Source organism: Pseudomonas sp. Y39-6 (genome assembly GCF_023651955.1).
Classification (GTDB): Bacteria; Pseudomonadota; Gammaproteobacteria; order Pseudomonadales; family Pseudomonadaceae; genus Aquipseudomonas; species Aquipseudomonas veronii.
Map to the genome: position 1 here is coordinate 3381969 of NZ_CP069594.1, position 15038 is coordinate 3397006.

Annotated in this window: 12 protein-coding genes; 6 read left to right on the forward strand and 6 right to left on the reverse strand. The window is 60.7% G+C overall.

Annotation, left to right across the window (positions count from 1 at the left end):
• The first annotated feature begins 74 nt into the window (after positions 1-74).
• Positions 75-329 (forward strand): Lpp/OprI family alanine-zipper lipoprotein, encoded by a 255-nt coding sequence (locus JN756_RS15375; RefSeq protein ID WP_017845783.1) that lies wholly within the window; start codon positions 75-77, stop codon positions 327-329.
• Between the two features lie 322 nt (positions 330-651).
• On the opposite strand, the gene JN756_RS15380 is transcribed toward JN756_RS15375, so the two are convergent.
• Positions 652-1194 (reverse strand): Hsp20/alpha crystallin family protein, encoded by a 543-nt coding sequence (locus tag JN756_RS15380; protein WP_046383400.1) that lies wholly within the window; start codon positions 1192-1194, stop codon positions 652-654.
• Between the two features lie 87 nt (positions 1195-1281).
• Entirely contained in the window at positions 1282-2772 is a 1491-nt protein-coding gene (arcD, locus tag JN756_RS15385) for an arginine-ornithine antiporter (RefSeq protein WP_057004100.1), read from the reverse strand.
• Positions 2773-3204: 432 nt separating this feature from the next.
• On the opposite strand from arcD, the gene JN756_RS15390 reads away from it, so the two are divergent.
• The gene (locus tag JN756_RS15390; protein WP_201022240.1) at positions 3205-4410 is read left to right on the forward strand and encodes an acetate/propionate family kinase; all 1206 of its coding nucleotides are present in this window, start codon (positions 3205-3207) and stop codon (positions 4408-4410) included.
• Positions 4411-4434: 24 nt separating this feature from the next.
• Positions 4435-6936 (forward strand): alpha-glucan family phosphorylase, encoded by a 2502-nt coding sequence (glgP, locus tag JN756_RS15395; protein ID WP_201022241.1) that lies wholly within the window; start codon positions 4435-4437, stop codon positions 6934-6936.
• An 18-nt stretch (positions 6937-6954) separates the two neighbouring features.
• Here glgP and JN756_RS15400 read toward each other — a convergent pair whose 3' ends face one another.
• Together JN756_RS15400 and JN756_RS15405 are read right to left on the reverse strand one after the other, a co-directional pair.
• On the reverse strand, positions 6955-7734 hold the full coding sequence (locus JN756_RS15400; RefSeq protein ID WP_169850537.1) for an ABC transporter permease: 780 nt from the start codon (positions 7732-7734) through the stop codon (positions 6955-6957).
• Complete coding sequence (locus JN756_RS15405) at positions 7731-8540, reverse strand: ABC transporter ATP-binding protein (RefSeq protein ID WP_057004103.1); 810 nt, start codon at positions 8538-8540, stop codon at positions 7731-7733. Before JN756_RS15405 ends, JN756_RS15400 begins: the two co-directional genes overlap by 4 nt.
• Before the next feature lie 250 nt (positions 8541-8790).
• On the opposite strand from JN756_RS15405, the gene glgA reads away from it, so the two are divergent.
• Together glgA and ppsA are read left to right on the forward strand one after the other, a co-directional pair.
• Positions 8791-10383, forward strand: a complete 1593-nt coding sequence (gene glgA / locus JN756_RS15410; RefSeq protein WP_057004104.1) for a glycogen synthase GlgA — start codon at positions 8791-8793, stop codon at positions 10381-10383.
• Entirely contained in the window at positions 10380-12836 is a 2457-nt protein-coding gene (gene ppsA, locus JN756_RS15415; RefSeq protein ID WP_201022242.1) for a phosphoenolpyruvate synthase, read from the forward strand. Before glgA ends, ppsA begins: the two co-directional genes overlap by 4 nt.
• A 6-nt stretch (positions 12837-12842) precedes the next feature.
• Here the strand turns inward: ppsA and gstA are convergent, their stop codons facing one another.
• Positions 12843-13472 carry a glutathione transferase GstA gene (gene gstA, locus JN756_RS15420; protein ID WP_201022243.1) on the reverse strand — a complete coding sequence of 210 codons (630 nt, stop codon included), beginning with the start codon at positions 13470-13472 and terminating at the stop codon, positions 12843-12845.
• A gap of 149 nt (positions 13473-13621) precedes the next feature.
• Here gstA and JN756_RS15425 point away from each other — a divergent pair, with 149 nt between their 5' ends.
• Complete coding sequence (locus tag JN756_RS15425; RefSeq protein WP_046383406.1) at positions 13622-13990, forward strand: winged helix-turn-helix transcriptional regulator; 369 nt, start codon at positions 13622-13624, stop codon at positions 13988-13990.
• Positions 13991-14004: 14 nt separating this feature from the next.
• On the opposite strand, the gene JN756_RS15430 is transcribed toward JN756_RS15425, so the two are convergent.
• Complete coding sequence (locus JN756_RS15430; RefSeq protein ID WP_046383407.1) at positions 14005-14997, reverse strand: LacI family DNA-binding transcriptional regulator; 993 nt, start codon at positions 14995-14997, stop codon at positions 14005-14007.
• Positions 14998-15038: the final 41 nt, after the last annotated feature.

Below are 15038 nucleotides of genomic sequence, written 5' to 3' on the forward strand. Positions count from 1 at the left end.
GCCCCGCACCGACGGCGCCGGATACTTGAACCGTAGCCGGAGCGTTCCTGCTACGACCCTCAAGGAGAATACCCATGAATATGCGTTTACCCGTAGTGTTGCTCAGCGTCCTCCTCGCGTTATCGGCTGGTTGCAGTAACAAACCGGCCAAAGAACTGGATGCACGCCTGGAGGCTGCTCAAAGCACTGCGCTGTCGGCACGCGCCAGAGCCGATGAAGCCTACTCGAAAGCGGAGCAGGCGGCGATGGCGGCCAATCAGGCGCAACAGACTGCCGACCAGGCCAATGAGCGCGCCAGCCGGATGCTCGAAAAAGCCAGCCGCAAATAGTGAACGGTTGCAGCACCCGACACGTCGTCGGGTTTGCTGCAAGACAGCCGCAGGCCTGCAACCAGTCCTGCCAGGCAGCACATCTGGCACCTGCGCGTCGACTCAACAGCATTGGCGTGGTTTTCCCCGACTATCATCTCTTCGCGTAACGGACTGACGCTGAACATGTGGCTTAGGCTGACGTTCGGCAGGCGTTACCTGTGCATTCGCACGCTCTTGAAGATCGAGCTGTTCGATATTTTCCGGGGATGAAGCGTTGAACCACTGCAGATAAAAAAAGCCCCTTGTCGGTTTCCCGCCAAGGGGCAGTGCAGCCTGGGATTCATTCGCCTTTGATCGGCACGACTTTATCCGCTTTCATGGCTTCTGGCTTTTTCGGCAACGAGATGCACAGCACGCCTTTGCTGAAACTCGCGTCGATCTTATCGGCATCAATACCTTTGGGCAGGTTGAACACCCGCTCGAAGGAACCGTAGTGACGCTCGCTAAGGTGGTAGCCTTTGCGTTTTTCTTCCTTGTCCTCCTGTTTCTCGCCTTTGATGATCAGGCTGCCGTTGGACAGTTTGACCTCAATGTCTTTCTGATCCATGCCGGGTACTTCGGCGGTGATCTCGTAGCTTTTGTCTTTCTCGGTGATGTCCACGGCAGGCATGCCATGGCCGATCAGCTCGCGACGCCAGAACGGTTCAACGTCGAACAGCCCCCGGCTGAAGGGCGACAGGCCGGAACCGAGATTGAAGTCATCAAACAGGTGGTCCACCTGTTGCCGCAGTTTTTCCAGCGGCCGCCACAGGTCTGTCGTCACGGGATGCTGGTCGGATTTGTGTTCGGTAGTGACCGGCATTTTTTTTGCGGAATTGCTCATCTTTCGGTACTCCTCTCAGATAGAAGGCAGGCAGCAGAACGGCCTCTGCGCGGCCTGCCAGGACAGAACACGGGGGCAAGCCCATCGTTACAAGGTCAGCGTCCCCGACCACAGCATCCAGCCGGCATAGGCCGCGGCCGCCCAGATGATGATCAACAGGCCGGTCTCGGGGCCGCTGAGCGCTTGTCCCTGACGGGCGCGCAGGGTGCCCAGGTAGATCAACGAGCCCGGGGCGTAGAGGAGGGCGCTGAGCAGCATGTATTTCGGCCCGGCGGCATAGAGCAACCACATGCAATACAGCGTGGCGACGGCCGCGATGGCCATGTCGCGCAATTGCAGGCCGCGGTGGCCGGCATAGGTGTCACCCTTCCAGGTCAGTTTCAGCGCATACAGGCCGCTGAACAGGTACGGCAATAGAATCATCGAGGTGGCCAGGGAGATCAGCGCGAGATAGGTAGCGCTCGAATACAAGGTCAGCAGCAAGAACAATTGAATGCAGCCGTTGGTCAGCCACAGCGCATTGGCTGGCGCGCCTTGGGTGTTTTCCACGCCCAGCGAGACAGGCATGACCTTTTCCTTGGCGGGCGTGAACACCGACTCGGCCGCCAGCAACGTCCAGGCGAGCAGGGCGCCGCCGACCGAAACGATCAGGCCGATGCTGATCAGCACCGCGCCCCATGGCCCGGCCGCGGCCTGCAGCACGCCCGCCATCGAGGGGTTCTTCAAGGCGGCGAGTTCCGGTTGTTTGAGCACCCCCAGCGACAGCAAGGACACCGAAATCAGCAGCAACAACGTGATGACAAAACCGATCACCGTGGCCCGCCCGACATTGGCCCGCTCCGCCGCACGGGCAGAAAACACGTTGGCACCCTCGATCCCGATAAACACCCAAACGGTGACCAGCATCGTGCTTTTGACTTGATCGAGCGTACTGCCCAACGCCGGCGAGCCCCAGAAGTCGACAGTGAACGTTTCACGCTGGAACGCGGCGATCACCAGGCCGATGAACAACAGCAACGGCACGATCTTCGCGACCGTCGTCAACGCATTGGCCCGCGCAGCGGTGCGCAAGCCCCTGAGGATCATCCAGTGCAACGCCCACAACACCACGGACGCACCGGCGATCGCCGCCTTGTTATTGCCTTCGCCAAACACCGGGAAGAAGTAACTCAGCGCAGCGAACAGGATCACCAGGTAACTGACGTTGCCGATCCAGGCACTGATCCAGTAACCCCAGGCGGAGTTGAAGCTCAGGTATTCGCCACCCAGCGCACGCGCATAGGCAAACACACCGTTGTCCAGCGCGGGCTGGCGGTTCGACAGAGTCTGATAGACCAGCGCCAGCGACAGCATGCCGACGCCGGTGATCAACCAACCGATCAGAATCGCACCGGCGCCCGCACTGGCAGCCATGTTTTGCGGCAGGCTGAAAATGCCGCTGCCGATCATCGAACCGACCACCAGGGCAATCAACAAGCTCAGCGACAAGCGCTTGGGTTCTACCTTGCGCAGACTGCCTGCCACGGGTTGGACCGCCGGCGGGACGATCGGTTGAGAGCCTTGCAGATGCGTAGCCATGACGAGCCTCCACGAAAACGTGAGTATCTGCACCGTCGAATGCGAGGGTGCGACTGCTGCATCTAATTTCTGCGCGAAGGGGCTGGGTCTGGTTGATTTAGATCAGATGTAAGTGTCTGCGGATCAGTCGCAATACTTAACTGATTGAATTGTTTTTCAAAAAACATTTTTTCGCGGGTGTTTTCGTCGTTAAACGCCAAAGTGTTGTTCGTCGATGATATTGATGCGCCAGGAACGCGCTGAACCGTAACGGGCACATTTTATTGAGGAAGATCAAGCCGCCGCGCCCCGTGGATGCCAGGATTAGGCCAACCTGGGGTAAGGTTCCCTGTAACCTCATCGAGTGTCGAGGCGGCCCATGATGCGAGCATTACGGTTACTGCTTGGCGGCTCCCGTCAGGCCGTGGATTCCCCGGCGCTGTGGAGCCGCGCATGATGGATGCCCCTTGCCCGGCGTTGTTGGTGCTGAATGCGGGCTCTTCAACCCTCAAGTTTTCCCTTTACTTCGTGGCGGCACCAACGGTCCATTGCCTGGGCAGCGGCATGATTGAAGTGCGCCAGGGCAGGGCAACGCTGGTGTATCAGGCCCCAGGATCCGAGGCCGAACATCAGGAGCAATGGCGCGCCGACAGTTGCATGGACGCAGTTTCCCTGGGCAACCTGATGCGTTGGCTGGGCAGCAACCGCCAATGGCAGATTGTCGGCGCGGCGCATCGGGTGGTCCATGGCGGCGCCCGTCGGGAAGTGGCTGCGCGGGTCGATAGCGCGCTGATCGACGAGATACAACGACTGATTCCAATGGCGCCCTTGCACCAGCCCTTGTGCCTGGCACCGATTCTCCATATGGCCCGCGAGCATCCCGACCTGCCTCAGGTGGCCTGCTTCGACACCGCCTTTCACCACACGCTCGACCCGCTGGAAACCTTGTACGGCCTGCCCCGGGCACTGAGCGAGGCGGGCCTGCGGCGTTACGGCTTCCACGGTTTGTCCTACGAGTACATTGCCGGGGTCCTGGCGGATTACGACCCGCGCGCGGCGGCCGGGCGCACCCTGGTCGCACACCTGGGCAACGGTGCCAGCCTGTGCGCGATGCGTAACCGCATCAGTTGCGGCACCACCATGGGGTTTTCCACCCTGGACGGGCTGTTGATGGGCACCCGCCCGGGCAACCTGGACCCCGGCATCGTGCTGTACCTGCTGCGCGAACGCGGCATGAGCGCGGCGGCGGTTGAACACCTGCTGTACCACGAGTCCGGATTGCTGGGCGTCTCTGGCGGTGTGGCGAGTGATATGCGGACGCTGCTGGCCAGCCACGCCGAAGGGGCCGCGCAGGCCGTTGAGTTGTTTGTACGGCGTGCCGTCAAGGAGATCGGCGCGCTGGCCGCATTGCTCGGCGGGCTCGACGCGTTGGTGTTCACCGGCGGCATTGGCGAACATGCACCCACCGTGCGTGACGGGATTCTCGACGGTTGCGCCTGGTTAGGCGTAACCCGCAACCAGCACCCTCCCACCGGAGCCTGCCTGACGACGCCGGACAGCCCGGTATCGGCCTGGGTCATCGCCACTGATGAAAATGCAGTCATCGCTCGACACAGCCTGGCCTTGCTGCCGGCGCCGGCATCGAGCGAGGCGCTTTAGCCACTATCGCCTTGAGGTGTCGACGTGTATGCATTCTTGCCACGCGAACTGCCAGAGCAGTTGCGCGCATTGACCGAGCTTGCGCTTAACCTGCGCTGGACCTGGAACCATGCGCTCGACGAGCTCTGGAAAAGCATCGACCCGCAGCTGTGGGAGCGTACCCACAACCCCTGGTTGATACTGCAGAACACCTCGCCGCACCGGCTAGGAGAACTCTGCCGAGATGCGACGTTCTCGCAAACCCTCACGCACGCCATCGAAGAGCATCGGCACTACCTCAGCGAGCCGGGTTGGTATGCGCAGCAGACAAGCGCTGGCGATTCCAAGCGGATCGCCTACTTCAGCATGGAATTCGGCCTGAGCGAGGCGCTGGCGCTTTATGCCGGCGGGCTCGGTGTGCTGGCCGGGGATTACCTGAAGACGGCAAGCGACATGGGCGTACCGGTGCTCGGGGTGGGGTTGCTCTATCAGGAAGGCTATTTTCGACAATCCATCGACGCGATGGGGCGCCAGCAGGAGGCCTACCCCTATAACGACCCCACCAGCCTGCCGATCCAGCCGACGTTTGGACAGGACGGCGCGTGGTTGAAAATCCCCTTGGCGCTTCCCGGCCGGACCCTGTATTTACGCGTGTGGCAGGCCATCGTCGGGCGTACCAGCCTGTACCTGCTCGACAGTAATGACCTGCTCAACGGCGCCAGCGACCGTGGTATCACCTCGAAGTTGTACGGCGGCGGTTCGGAGATGCGCTTGCTGCAGGAAGTGGTGCTTGGCATCGGCGGCTGGGCCACACTCGAAGCGTTGGCGATCAATGTCGATGTGTGCCACCTCAACGAAGGTCATGCTGCACTGCTGGTGCTGGAGCGTGCCCGGCGCTTCATGCATCAGAAGGGCACATCGTTCCAGGAAGCCTGGTGGGCGACGCGGGCAGGCAACGTGTTTACGACCCATACGCCAGTGGCTGCGGGTTTCGATGTGTTTTCCGCGGAACTGGTACTCAAATATGCCCGCGGCTATCTCGACGACTGCCGCCTCACATCGCACGAGTTGCTGGCGTTGGGCCGACGCAATCCGTCGGACGCGGATGAACCCTTCAACATGGCTTTTCTGGCGCTGCGTGGGTGCGCTCAAGCCAATGGCGTGAGCCGCTTGCACGGCGAGGTCAGCCGACGGCTATTCAGCGATTTGTATCCCCGCTGGCCTGTTCAAGAGATACCGGTGGGGCATGTCACCAACGGTGTGCATGTGCCGTCCTGGGACTCAATGTGGTCCGATCATCTGTGGACCACAAGCTGCGGCAAGGAGCGTTGGCGCGGCGCAGTCGAGTTGCTGCCGGCGACGGTCGCCAACAATGACGACGAGGCCTTGTGGAACATGGCTGCCGAGCAACGGCGCGACCTGGTGAACTATGCGCGCAAGCGCCTGGCCTGGCAGCTCGAGCAGCGTGGCGAGTCGGCGCAGCAGGTGGCGGAGGGCGGGCAGGTGTTTGACCCCAACTGCCTCACGCTCGGGTTTGCGCGACGCTTCACCGACTATAAGCGCCCGAACCTGCTGCTGCACGACAGCGACCGCCTGGCGCGGCTGTTAACCAACGAGCAGCATCCGGTACAACTGCTCATCGCTGGCAAGGCTCATCCCGCCGATGAGCGCGGCAAGCAACTGATCCAGGCATGGCTCGACTTCGTGCATCGCCCGGGGCTGCGCCGGCATGTGGTGTTCCTGGAAGACTACGACCTGGAAATGGCCCAACACCTGGTGCAAGGCGTCGATGTCTGGATCAACACCCCGCGTCGGCCCTGGGAAGCCTGCGGCACCAGTGGCATGAAGGTGCTCGTCAACGGCGGGTTGAACCTCTCGGAACTCGATGGTTGGTGGGCGCAAGCGTACCAGCCCGCCTATGGCTGGGCGATCGGGGATGACGCGCCGAGCGATGACGACGTCGACGCCGAGCGCTTGTACGGTCTGTTGGAAAACGAGGTGGTCCCCACGTTCTATTCACGCGATGCACAGGGTATTCCACGCGACTGGGTGCAACGCATGCGCGCCAGTATGTCGCAGCTGGGGCCGTACTACAGCAGCAATCGCATGCTGCAGGAATACCTGGAGCATCTTTACCAACCGGCGATTCAGGCGTTTCGACGCCGCCGCGAGGATAACGCGGCACTGGCGCGCACGCTCCATGCCTGGCAGAAGGCGTTGACGGCGGCCTGGGACAATATTCACTTCGGCGCGGTCGAGGGGCATCGCGATGGCGACTGCCTGTGCGTTCGCGTGCCGGTCTATTTGGGTGAGATCTCGCCTCTGTGGGTCAAGGTGGAACTCTATGGCGGCCTGTGCGACGAGTACCCCGCAGAGTGCTTGCTGATGAATGCCGTCGATGTGATTCCGGGCGCCATCCAGGGTTATATCTATTCCATTTCGGTCGCCGCCACGCGCCCGCTGGAGCACTACACTCCGAGGGTTCGCGCCTGGCACGCGGATGCCTTTCTGCCAGCGGAAAACCCATTGATTGCGTGGCAGCGTTGAGCTGCGATACGCCTATTGTCAGCGAGCCAAACCGGGGTAAAGCCTGGCGGCCAACAGCAGAAGAACGGTGAACACCGAGAGCATCACCGCAAAGCTGGTGGTCAGGGCATACACACTGGTTCCACCGACAATCATGCCTGAGCGCAATGCATCGACCAGGTAGGTCAGCGGGTTGCACACGGCAATCACTTTCAACCAGCCGGGCATCAACTCCAGGGGGTAAATCGCGTTGGAGGCGAAAAACAACGGCATGGTCAGGACTTGGCCGATGCCCATGAAGCGCTCCCGGGTTTTGACGATGCAGGCGATGACCAGGGAAAACGTCGAGAAGATACACGAGCCCACGAAGACGCCAGCGGCCACTGTCAGGATCGGCATCAACTCCCAACGGATTTCAACGTGCAAGGCAATCGCCACCAGATAGACCACGGCCGCTTGCACCAGCCCGCGCAGGCCTGCGGCGAAGGCCTTGCCCATGATCAACGCGCTGCGGTGCGCCGGGGTGACCAGGAGTTTATGCACGATCCCCAGATCGCGTTCCCAGATGATGGCGATGCCGTAGAAGATCGCACTGAACAGGATGCTCTGCGCCAGAATGCCCGGGGCCATGAAGTCCAGATAACGCAGGTTACCGGTGGGAATGCCGCGCACCTGGCTGAAGACCTGGCCGAATACCGCCAGCCACAGCACCGGCTGGATGGCTCTGGACAGCAGCTCGGTAGGGTCGCGAATCAGCTTGCGCACCTCGGCGTCGCAGACCGCGAATGTCTCGTTGAGGTAACTGAGCAGGCGGTTCATCCCAACCTCTGGATCGCATCACGGCTATCGCGTGTGCCACGGTAATCGCCGCCTTGTTCAAGGCCGACGCCACTGAAATGCACGAAGACGTCGTCCAGGCTGGCATTTTCGCCGACTTGCGCCTTGAGCGACTCGGGCTTGCCGACGACGGCCAGGCGTCCCTGATGGAGGATTGCCAGTTCATCACACAACGTGTCGGCTTCTTCCATGTCGTGGGTGGTGATCAGGATCGTCGTGCCTTTCTCGCGCAAGTGTTCCAGGCGTTCCCAGACGGTTCGGCGTGCGATGGGGTCCAGGCCGATGGTCGGCTCATCCAGAAACAGCACTTGGGGGTTGTGCAAGGTGGCCTGGGCGATTTCCAGGCGACGGATCATGCCGCCGGAATAGGCACGAACCAGTTTTGAGGCCGTCGCCTCCAGGCCGGCGAACGCGAGCGCTTCTTTGACCCGGGCCCGGCGCTCAGCACCGCGCAACCCCTGCAACCGCGCCGAAAGGTTCAAGTTCTCGATGGCGGTCAATGCGCCGTCCGCCGAGAGCATCTGCGGCACGTAGCCGATATGGCGGCGCACCTCGACGGGTTGGCGCGCGATATCGAAACCCGCCACCGTCGCCGAGCCGGAAGTGGGGTCCAGTAAGGTGGTGAGCATCTTGATGGCAGTGCTCTTGCCGGCCCCATTCGGGCCCAACAGGCCGAATATGCAGGCATGCGGCACTTGCAGGCTCAACCCTTCGAGTGCCACGAAGTGATCGAAGCATTTGCGCAACTGGTGGGTGGCGATGGCAAAGGGTTCGCTGGCATCGGGCATGGTGGCTTCCGTAGGCTGGGGCGGGGACGCACGCCCTCGCTTTAAAATTTCTACACCTGCGCCATGGAAAATCATTGAGCTAAATCAACAACGCCAGGCTGAGGTGTCGTCTGTCGCAATGGGCGCTGTCCCACGCGGCAGCAAAGCGCATTTGTTGATAAAGATCAGAGGCCATTGGGAGCAACCCCAGATACTCGTGCGACTGACTTAACCGTCTTCCCGCACTCTCGACTCAACAAAAAGGAAAAGGATCATGGGCGCAGCCGCCATTTCCCCGCAGGCTGAACGTTTCAATCTGCCGGTCAGTGAATGGGTTACCTCGACTGTTGATCCGCTGGCGCTAGCGCCGGTTTCACCGGCCATTACCAGCGTGGCGGCGAGAGCCAAGGTCTTGTTCGTGACCTCCGAATTGGCCGGCCTCGTGAAAACCGGCGGGCTCGGCGATGTATCGGCGGCATTGCCCCGGGCCCTGCATCCCCTGCACGATGTGCGCGTGTTGATGCCGGGTTACCCGCAAGTGCTCAACAGCGGAAATCCGGTCCATGTGATCAGCGAGCTGGAGGGCCATGCGGCATTGCCGGCGTGCAAGATCGGGCGGATGGACATGACGGATGGCCTGGTCATTTACCTGGTGATCTGTCCCGAACTGTATGAGCGTGAAGGCACTCCTTACGGGGATAACAATGGCCGTGACTGGCCGGATAACCATATCCGGTTTGCCCGTCTCGGCCTGGCCGCGGCCGACTTCGCCGCAGGCGCGGTGAAGTGCCAGTGGCGTCCGGAGCTGGTGCACGCGCATGATTGGCCGGCCGGCCTCGCGCCGGCGTACATGCGCTGGCGTGGGCAGGCCACGCCGAGCGTTTTCACCATCCATAACCTTGCCTATCAAGGCATGGTCAGCAGCGGTTCCCGGCGCGAACTGGGCATCCCCGAGCACGCGCTGGCCTCGGACGGTATGGAGTTCTACGGCAAGCTCTCATTGCTCAAGGCCGGCATGGCCTATGCCAACCACATCACCACCGTCAGCGCGACCTACGCCCGGGAAATCACCACGCCAGCATTCGGTTGCGGCCTGGACGGCTTTCTGCAGAGCAAAGCCGAACAAGGGCTGCTCAGCGGCATTGCCAATGGTATCGACGCCAGTTGGGACGCCGAAACCGATGAGCACTTGATCTGCCGGTTTGCCGCTAACGATTGGCTCGGCAAGGCGGTGAACGCCCACTATGTCCGTCAGTTGTTCAATCTCAAGCCGTCGACGGGGCCTCTGTTCGCGGTGGTATCGCGTCTGGTCTTCCAGAAAGGCCTGGATCTGACCATTGGCGTTGCCGGGCACATCGTCAGGCAGGGCGGGCAGATCGCCATCATCGGCCGTGGCGAACCGCAGGAAGAGGAGGCCGCACGGGAGCTGGCCCAGCGCTTCCCGGGCCAGGTCGGTGTGCTTATCGGCTTCAACGAAACGGATGCCCGGCGCATGTTTGCCGGCAGTGACTTCCTGCTCATGCCGTCGCGCTATGAACCGTGCGGCCTGAGCCAGATGTATGCGCAGCGTTTCGGCTCATTACCGGTAGCCCGTAATACCGGTGGGCTGGCCGACACGATCGAAGATGGCGTGAGCGGTTTTCTGTTCGAGGAACCCACCGTGGAAAGCTACGCGGCAGCACTGACGCGGGCGATCAAGGTGTTCGCCAACCCTGAACTGCTCAATGCAATGCGTTGCCGCGCCATGCGCAAGCCGTTCGATTGGCACCAAGCCATAAAGCCTTACAGCGCCCTGTATCTGCGATTGCTGAAGGCCAATCGGGTATCCCTGGCGGCCCCCTCACTCAATGGAGAGATATCGTGACCCATTCACAGCCGCACATTCGTTGGTTCAAGGACTTGGGTATCAACGACGTCGCACAGGTCGGTGGCAAGAACGCCTCGCTGGGAGAGATGTACCAGAACCTGACAGGCCAGGGCATCCGCGTACCCAACGGGTTTGCCGTTACTTCAGACGCGTACCGTTATGTCCTTGAGCACAACAAGGCGTGGGCGCCGCTGCATGCCGCGCTCGACGGCCTCGACCCCAACGACATCAAGGACCTGCAAGCCCGCGGCAAACGGGCGCGGGCGATTGTGTATGGCTGTACGCTGCCGGAAGACCTGAAGAGCGCGATACTGCACAGTTACGCCCAGCTCAAGCGCGAATATGGCAACAGCCTTTCACTGGCCGTGCGCTCCTCGGCAACCGCCGAGGACTCGCCGCAGGCGTCATTTGCCGGGCAGAACGAGACCTATCTCAACATCGCCAATGAAGATGCGCTGCTCGATGCCTACAAGCGTTGCCTGGCCTCCAACTTCACCGATCGGTCGATCCATTACAAATACGACAACGGCTTTGATTGCTTCAAAGTCGATCTCGCCGTCGTCATCATGAAAATGGTGCGCAGTGATCTCGGGGCCAGTGGCGTGATGTTTTCCCTGGATACGGAAACCGGCTTCAAGGATGTCGTGTTCATCAACGCCGCGTGGGGGCTTGGGGAGAATGTGGTGCAGGGCGCGCTGGCCCCGGACAGTTTCTACGTACACAAACCCAGCTTCGTCGCCGGTTATCGTGGCGTGCTCAAGCGTAGCCTGGGCAGCAAAGAAAAGAAGATGGTGTTTACCGATACCCTCAATACCGGGAACATCGCGCAGGAGTACACCGCGAATATCGAAACACCCGACGAAGAACAAACGCGCTTTTGCCTCTCGGACGGGGACGTGATGGTCCTGGCTGACTATGCCATCAAGGTTGAAAACCACTATTCGAGCAAAGCCGGTTTCTACAAACCCATGGACATGGAATGGGCGAAAGACGGGATCGATGGCCACTTGTATATGGTCCAGGCGCGCCCCGAAACGGTGGCCTCGCAGAAAAAAGGCAGCGTGCTGCAGATCTATCACCTCAAGCAACGCTCGTCAGTGCTGCTCAAGGGGAAGGCGGTCGGCACCCGCATCGGTGCCGGGAAGGCCCGTATCGTCAACGATGTGAAACAGCTCAGCGAGTTTCAACCGGGTGAAGTGCTGGTCTCCGAAGCCACGACTCCGGATTGGGAACCGGTGATGAAAACCGCCGCCGCGATTGTGACGAACCGCGGCGGACGCACCTGCCACGCGGCCATCGTGGCGCGGGAGCTGGGTATTCCCGCGATCGTGGGCGCCACCAATGCGGCAGCGACAATCAAAACCGGCGCCTTGTTGACCGTCAGTTGCGCCGAAGGCGAAATCGGAACGGTCTACGACGGCATCCTGGATTTTGATGTGGAGGAAACGGACCTCAGCCAACTCGGGCATCCCGACACGCGCATCATGATGAACCTGGCCAACCCCGATCAGGCCTTCAGCCTGGCCTCGCTGCCGGTCGACGGTATCGGTCTGGCGCGCATGGAGTTCATCATCAATGAATGCATCAAGGTCCATCCGATGGCCCTTGTCCACCCGGAAAAGCTGGATGACGCCACCCGTGAAAAAATCGCCGTGCTGAGCGCCGCGCATGCGGACCCTACGGATTTTTTCATCAAGACCTTGGCCGAAGGCGTCGCCACCATTGCCGCAGCGGTGTACCCAAAACCGTGCGTGGTACGCATGAGCGACTTCAAGAGCAATGAGTACGCGACCCTGCTGGGTGGGCAGTATTTCGAGCCGGTAGAACACAACCCGATGATCGGTTTTCGCGGCGCGTCCCGATACAGCCATCCGGCTTATGCCGAAGGGTTTGCGCTGGAGTGCGCGGCGATGAAATGGGCGCGCGAACACATTGGCCTCACCAACATCAAGTTGATGATCCCGTTTTGCCGCACCGTGGCGGAGGGCGAAAGGGTATTGGCGACCATGGCCAGCCATGGCCTGCAGCGCGGAGAAAACGGGCTGGAGGTCTACATCATGTGCGAAATACCCAACAACGTGATCCAGATCGACGCGTTCGCCAAACTGTTCGACGGCTTCTCGATCGGTTCCAACGACCTGACCCAGTTGACGCTCGGCGTGGACCGCGACTCGGAAATCGTCGCCTTCGATTTCGATGAGCGCGACCCGGGCGTCAAGCAGATGATTCGCCTGGCGGTAGAAGGCGCCAAGCGTAACGGCCGACACTCGGGAATCTGCGGGCAGGCGCCGTCGGATTATCCCGAGATGGCGGAGTTTTTGGTGTCGATTGGCATCGATTCAATGAGCCTCAGCCCGGACGCGGTGCTGGCGACGATTCGGCATGTGCTGGCGGTGCAGGCGCAGCGGTTACCGAGCGATGAGGCCGACCGGGGCAACATCGGCACGTGAGGCCTTTCACGCAAGGCCTTCGTCTCGCAATGCTTTGCGCACCGCAGGACGTGCCTTGACCCGGTCATACCAGGCCCGGAGGTTATGCAAGTGCTCGAAGTGGATGTCGGCCTTGTAATAGCTGGTCAGCCAAGAGGCCTGGCCCCAGCCGGTCAATGCGAACAGATAGGCATCCGCCACCGTGAAGGCATCGCCCATGAGGTATGGACGGGTACTCAATTGTTCGTCGATCCAGGCGAAGCGCTTTTCCAGCTTTGGCTTGGCAGTCTCGACGTATTGACCTGCGAGTGTGGCGTACAACAGCGGAATGTAGCCCTTGTGAATCTCAGACGACAGGAAGCTCAGCCATTCCTGAAGTCGGTATCGATCGAGGGTGCCATGAGCGGGAACCAGCCCAAGCGCCGGCTTCAGGTCGCCCAAATACTGCACGATTGCCGGGCCTTCACGCAGGAGCGTGCCATCGTCCAGCTCGATGGCGGGTACGTAGCCCAGACGGTTGACCTCGAAGTAGTCGGCGCCCGAGTCGGTAAGGTGCGTCTTGTGATCGACCTTGATCAGCGTGGCATCGAGACCCAATTCATTCAGAACGATGTGGGGCGAAAGCGAGCAAGACGCGGGGATGTAGTACAACTTCATTGGCAAACTCCAGGACAGGGGGGAGCGCTGTCAATCCAATGGAGAGCGCGCTTCAGCTGATTCTAGATGCCCGGTATAAAATAGGAAGAACGCACTATTTTGTAGTATAGGTACAAAAAATATACCTACACCCGGCCAGGACTCTGACTATGAAAGACAACATCTCTGGCTGCTCGGTCGAAGAAGCGATGCGTTTGTTGGGTGGCCGCTGGCGCCTGCTTCTTGCGTCCTACCTGCTCGATGGGCCGAAGCGTTTTAATGCGCTGAGGCGCGACATTCCGGCTATTTCACAACGCATGCTGACCCTCGACTTGCGCGCCCTTGAGCAAGCCGGGCTGGTCAAACGGACGGTATTCCCCACCGTACCCGTGACGGTTGAGTACGAACTCACCGTGGACGGGCGACGGTTGGAACCGGTCGTTGCGGTAATGAAAGAGTTTGGGCTGTGGGTCAAGAGTCGCCCATGTGAGGAGATTGTGAGCATGTCTTCGGTCTTGACTGACAGTGCGCGTGGTTGAGGCAATGGCTGCCCTTAGAGCGACGCCCTGGCAACCAACGGGCAATCGACTGACTGGGCTCCCGATACCTCGACGGCGTCGATCAGGTGTCGGGCGGCCCTGCGACCGATCTCGTAGTACGGCAGTTGTACCGTTGTCAGCGGTGGGATGAACAGTTCGGCGATACCGATCATATTGTCGTAGCCGAGCACGGCGACATCATCGGGGATTTTCAGCCCGCGACCCAACAACACCTGGTAGGCACAAAAAGCAATCCGGTCGTTGCCACAGATCAGAATGTCGAATTGGGGGCGACCCTCGATGATGTGCCGGTCGAGGATGGTCGCGGTTTCACCATAGGCGTCATGATCGGAAAGGTCATATTGCAGGAGTGCCTCAGGCAACAGCCCGAATGCCTGACAGGCACGCTGCAGGCCTTTTTGCCGCAGCCCCCACGCCAGGCTCTGTTTTGGGAGATTGATCAACAGAGGGCGCCGATAGCCTTGGCTCAAGGCGTGATGTACGGCTCGATACTGCCCCATTTCATCGTCGGGCACATAACTGACCAGGCGGCTGTCATCCGCCAGGCAATTGGCAAGCACCAGGCGGGTGCTCTTCAATCGCTCGGGAATGCACACCTGGCGCAGCCCCATGGCGCTGAAGATCAACCCGTCGGGACGGTGCGATAACATCAGGTCGATGTTCTGGTCGGTGGGCGGGTTGCTTAACAGGTTGAGGATAAATACATTCCAGCCGGCTTGCTGCGCGGTCTGTTCGATGGACAGCAGCAGTTCGACGGCGAACGGGGTTGTCGCGGTGTCCAGCGCGAATACGCCGATGGTTCGAGTCTGGAGGTTGTCGCCGCGAATTCTGCGCGCCGACAGGCTGGGCACGAATTGCAATTCGTCGATGGCGCGGCGCACCCGTTGATAGGTTTCGGGGCTCAATTTTTCCGGGTTGTTGAGCGCTCGGGAAACCGTCATCAGGGACACGCCGGCTAGCTGTGCAACGTCTTTCACTGAAGTCATGCGAAGCGAGACCGGTCAGGTTGAGGCCGAATCATGACACA

What these genes read in the sequence shown, in the direction of transcription:
- JN756_RS15425 (WP_046383406.1), top strand. Translation starts at nt 13,622, where the DNA reads ATGAAAGACAACATCTCTGGCTGCTCGGTCGAAGAAGCGATGCGTTTG.
- JN756_RS15375 (WP_017845783.1), top strand. Translation starts at nt 75, where the DNA reads ATGAATATGCGTTTACCCGTAGTGTTGCTCAGCGTCCTCCTCGCGTTA.
- gstA (WP_201022243.1), bottom strand. Translation starts at nt 13,472, where the DNA reads ATGAAGTTGTACTACATCCCCGCGTCTTGCTCGCTTTCGCCCCACATC.
- JN756_RS15380 (WP_046383400.1), bottom strand. Translation starts at nt 1,194, where the DNA reads ATGAGCAATTCCGCAAAAAAAATGCCGGTCACTACCGAACACAAATCC.
- arcD (WP_057004100.1), bottom strand. Translation starts at nt 2,772, where the DNA reads ATGGCTACGCATCTGCAAGGCTCTCAACCGATCGTCCCGCCGGCGGTC.
- JN756_RS15430 (WP_046383407.1), bottom strand. Translation starts at nt 14,997, where the DNA reads ATGACTTCAGTGAAAGACGTTGCACAGCTAGCCGGCGTGTCCCTGATG.
- JN756_RS15405 (WP_057004103.1), bottom strand. Translation starts at nt 8,540, where the DNA reads ATGCCCGATGCCAGCGAACCCTTTGCCATCGCCACCCACCAGTTGCGC.
- JN756_RS15400 (WP_169850537.1), bottom strand. Translation starts at nt 7,734, where the DNA reads ATGAACCGCCTGCTCAGTTACCTCAACGAGACATTCGCGGTCTGCGAC.
- JN756_RS15390 (WP_201022240.1), top strand. Translation starts at nt 3,205, where the DNA reads ATGATGGATGCCCCTTGCCCGGCGTTGTTGGTGCTGAATGCGGGCTCT.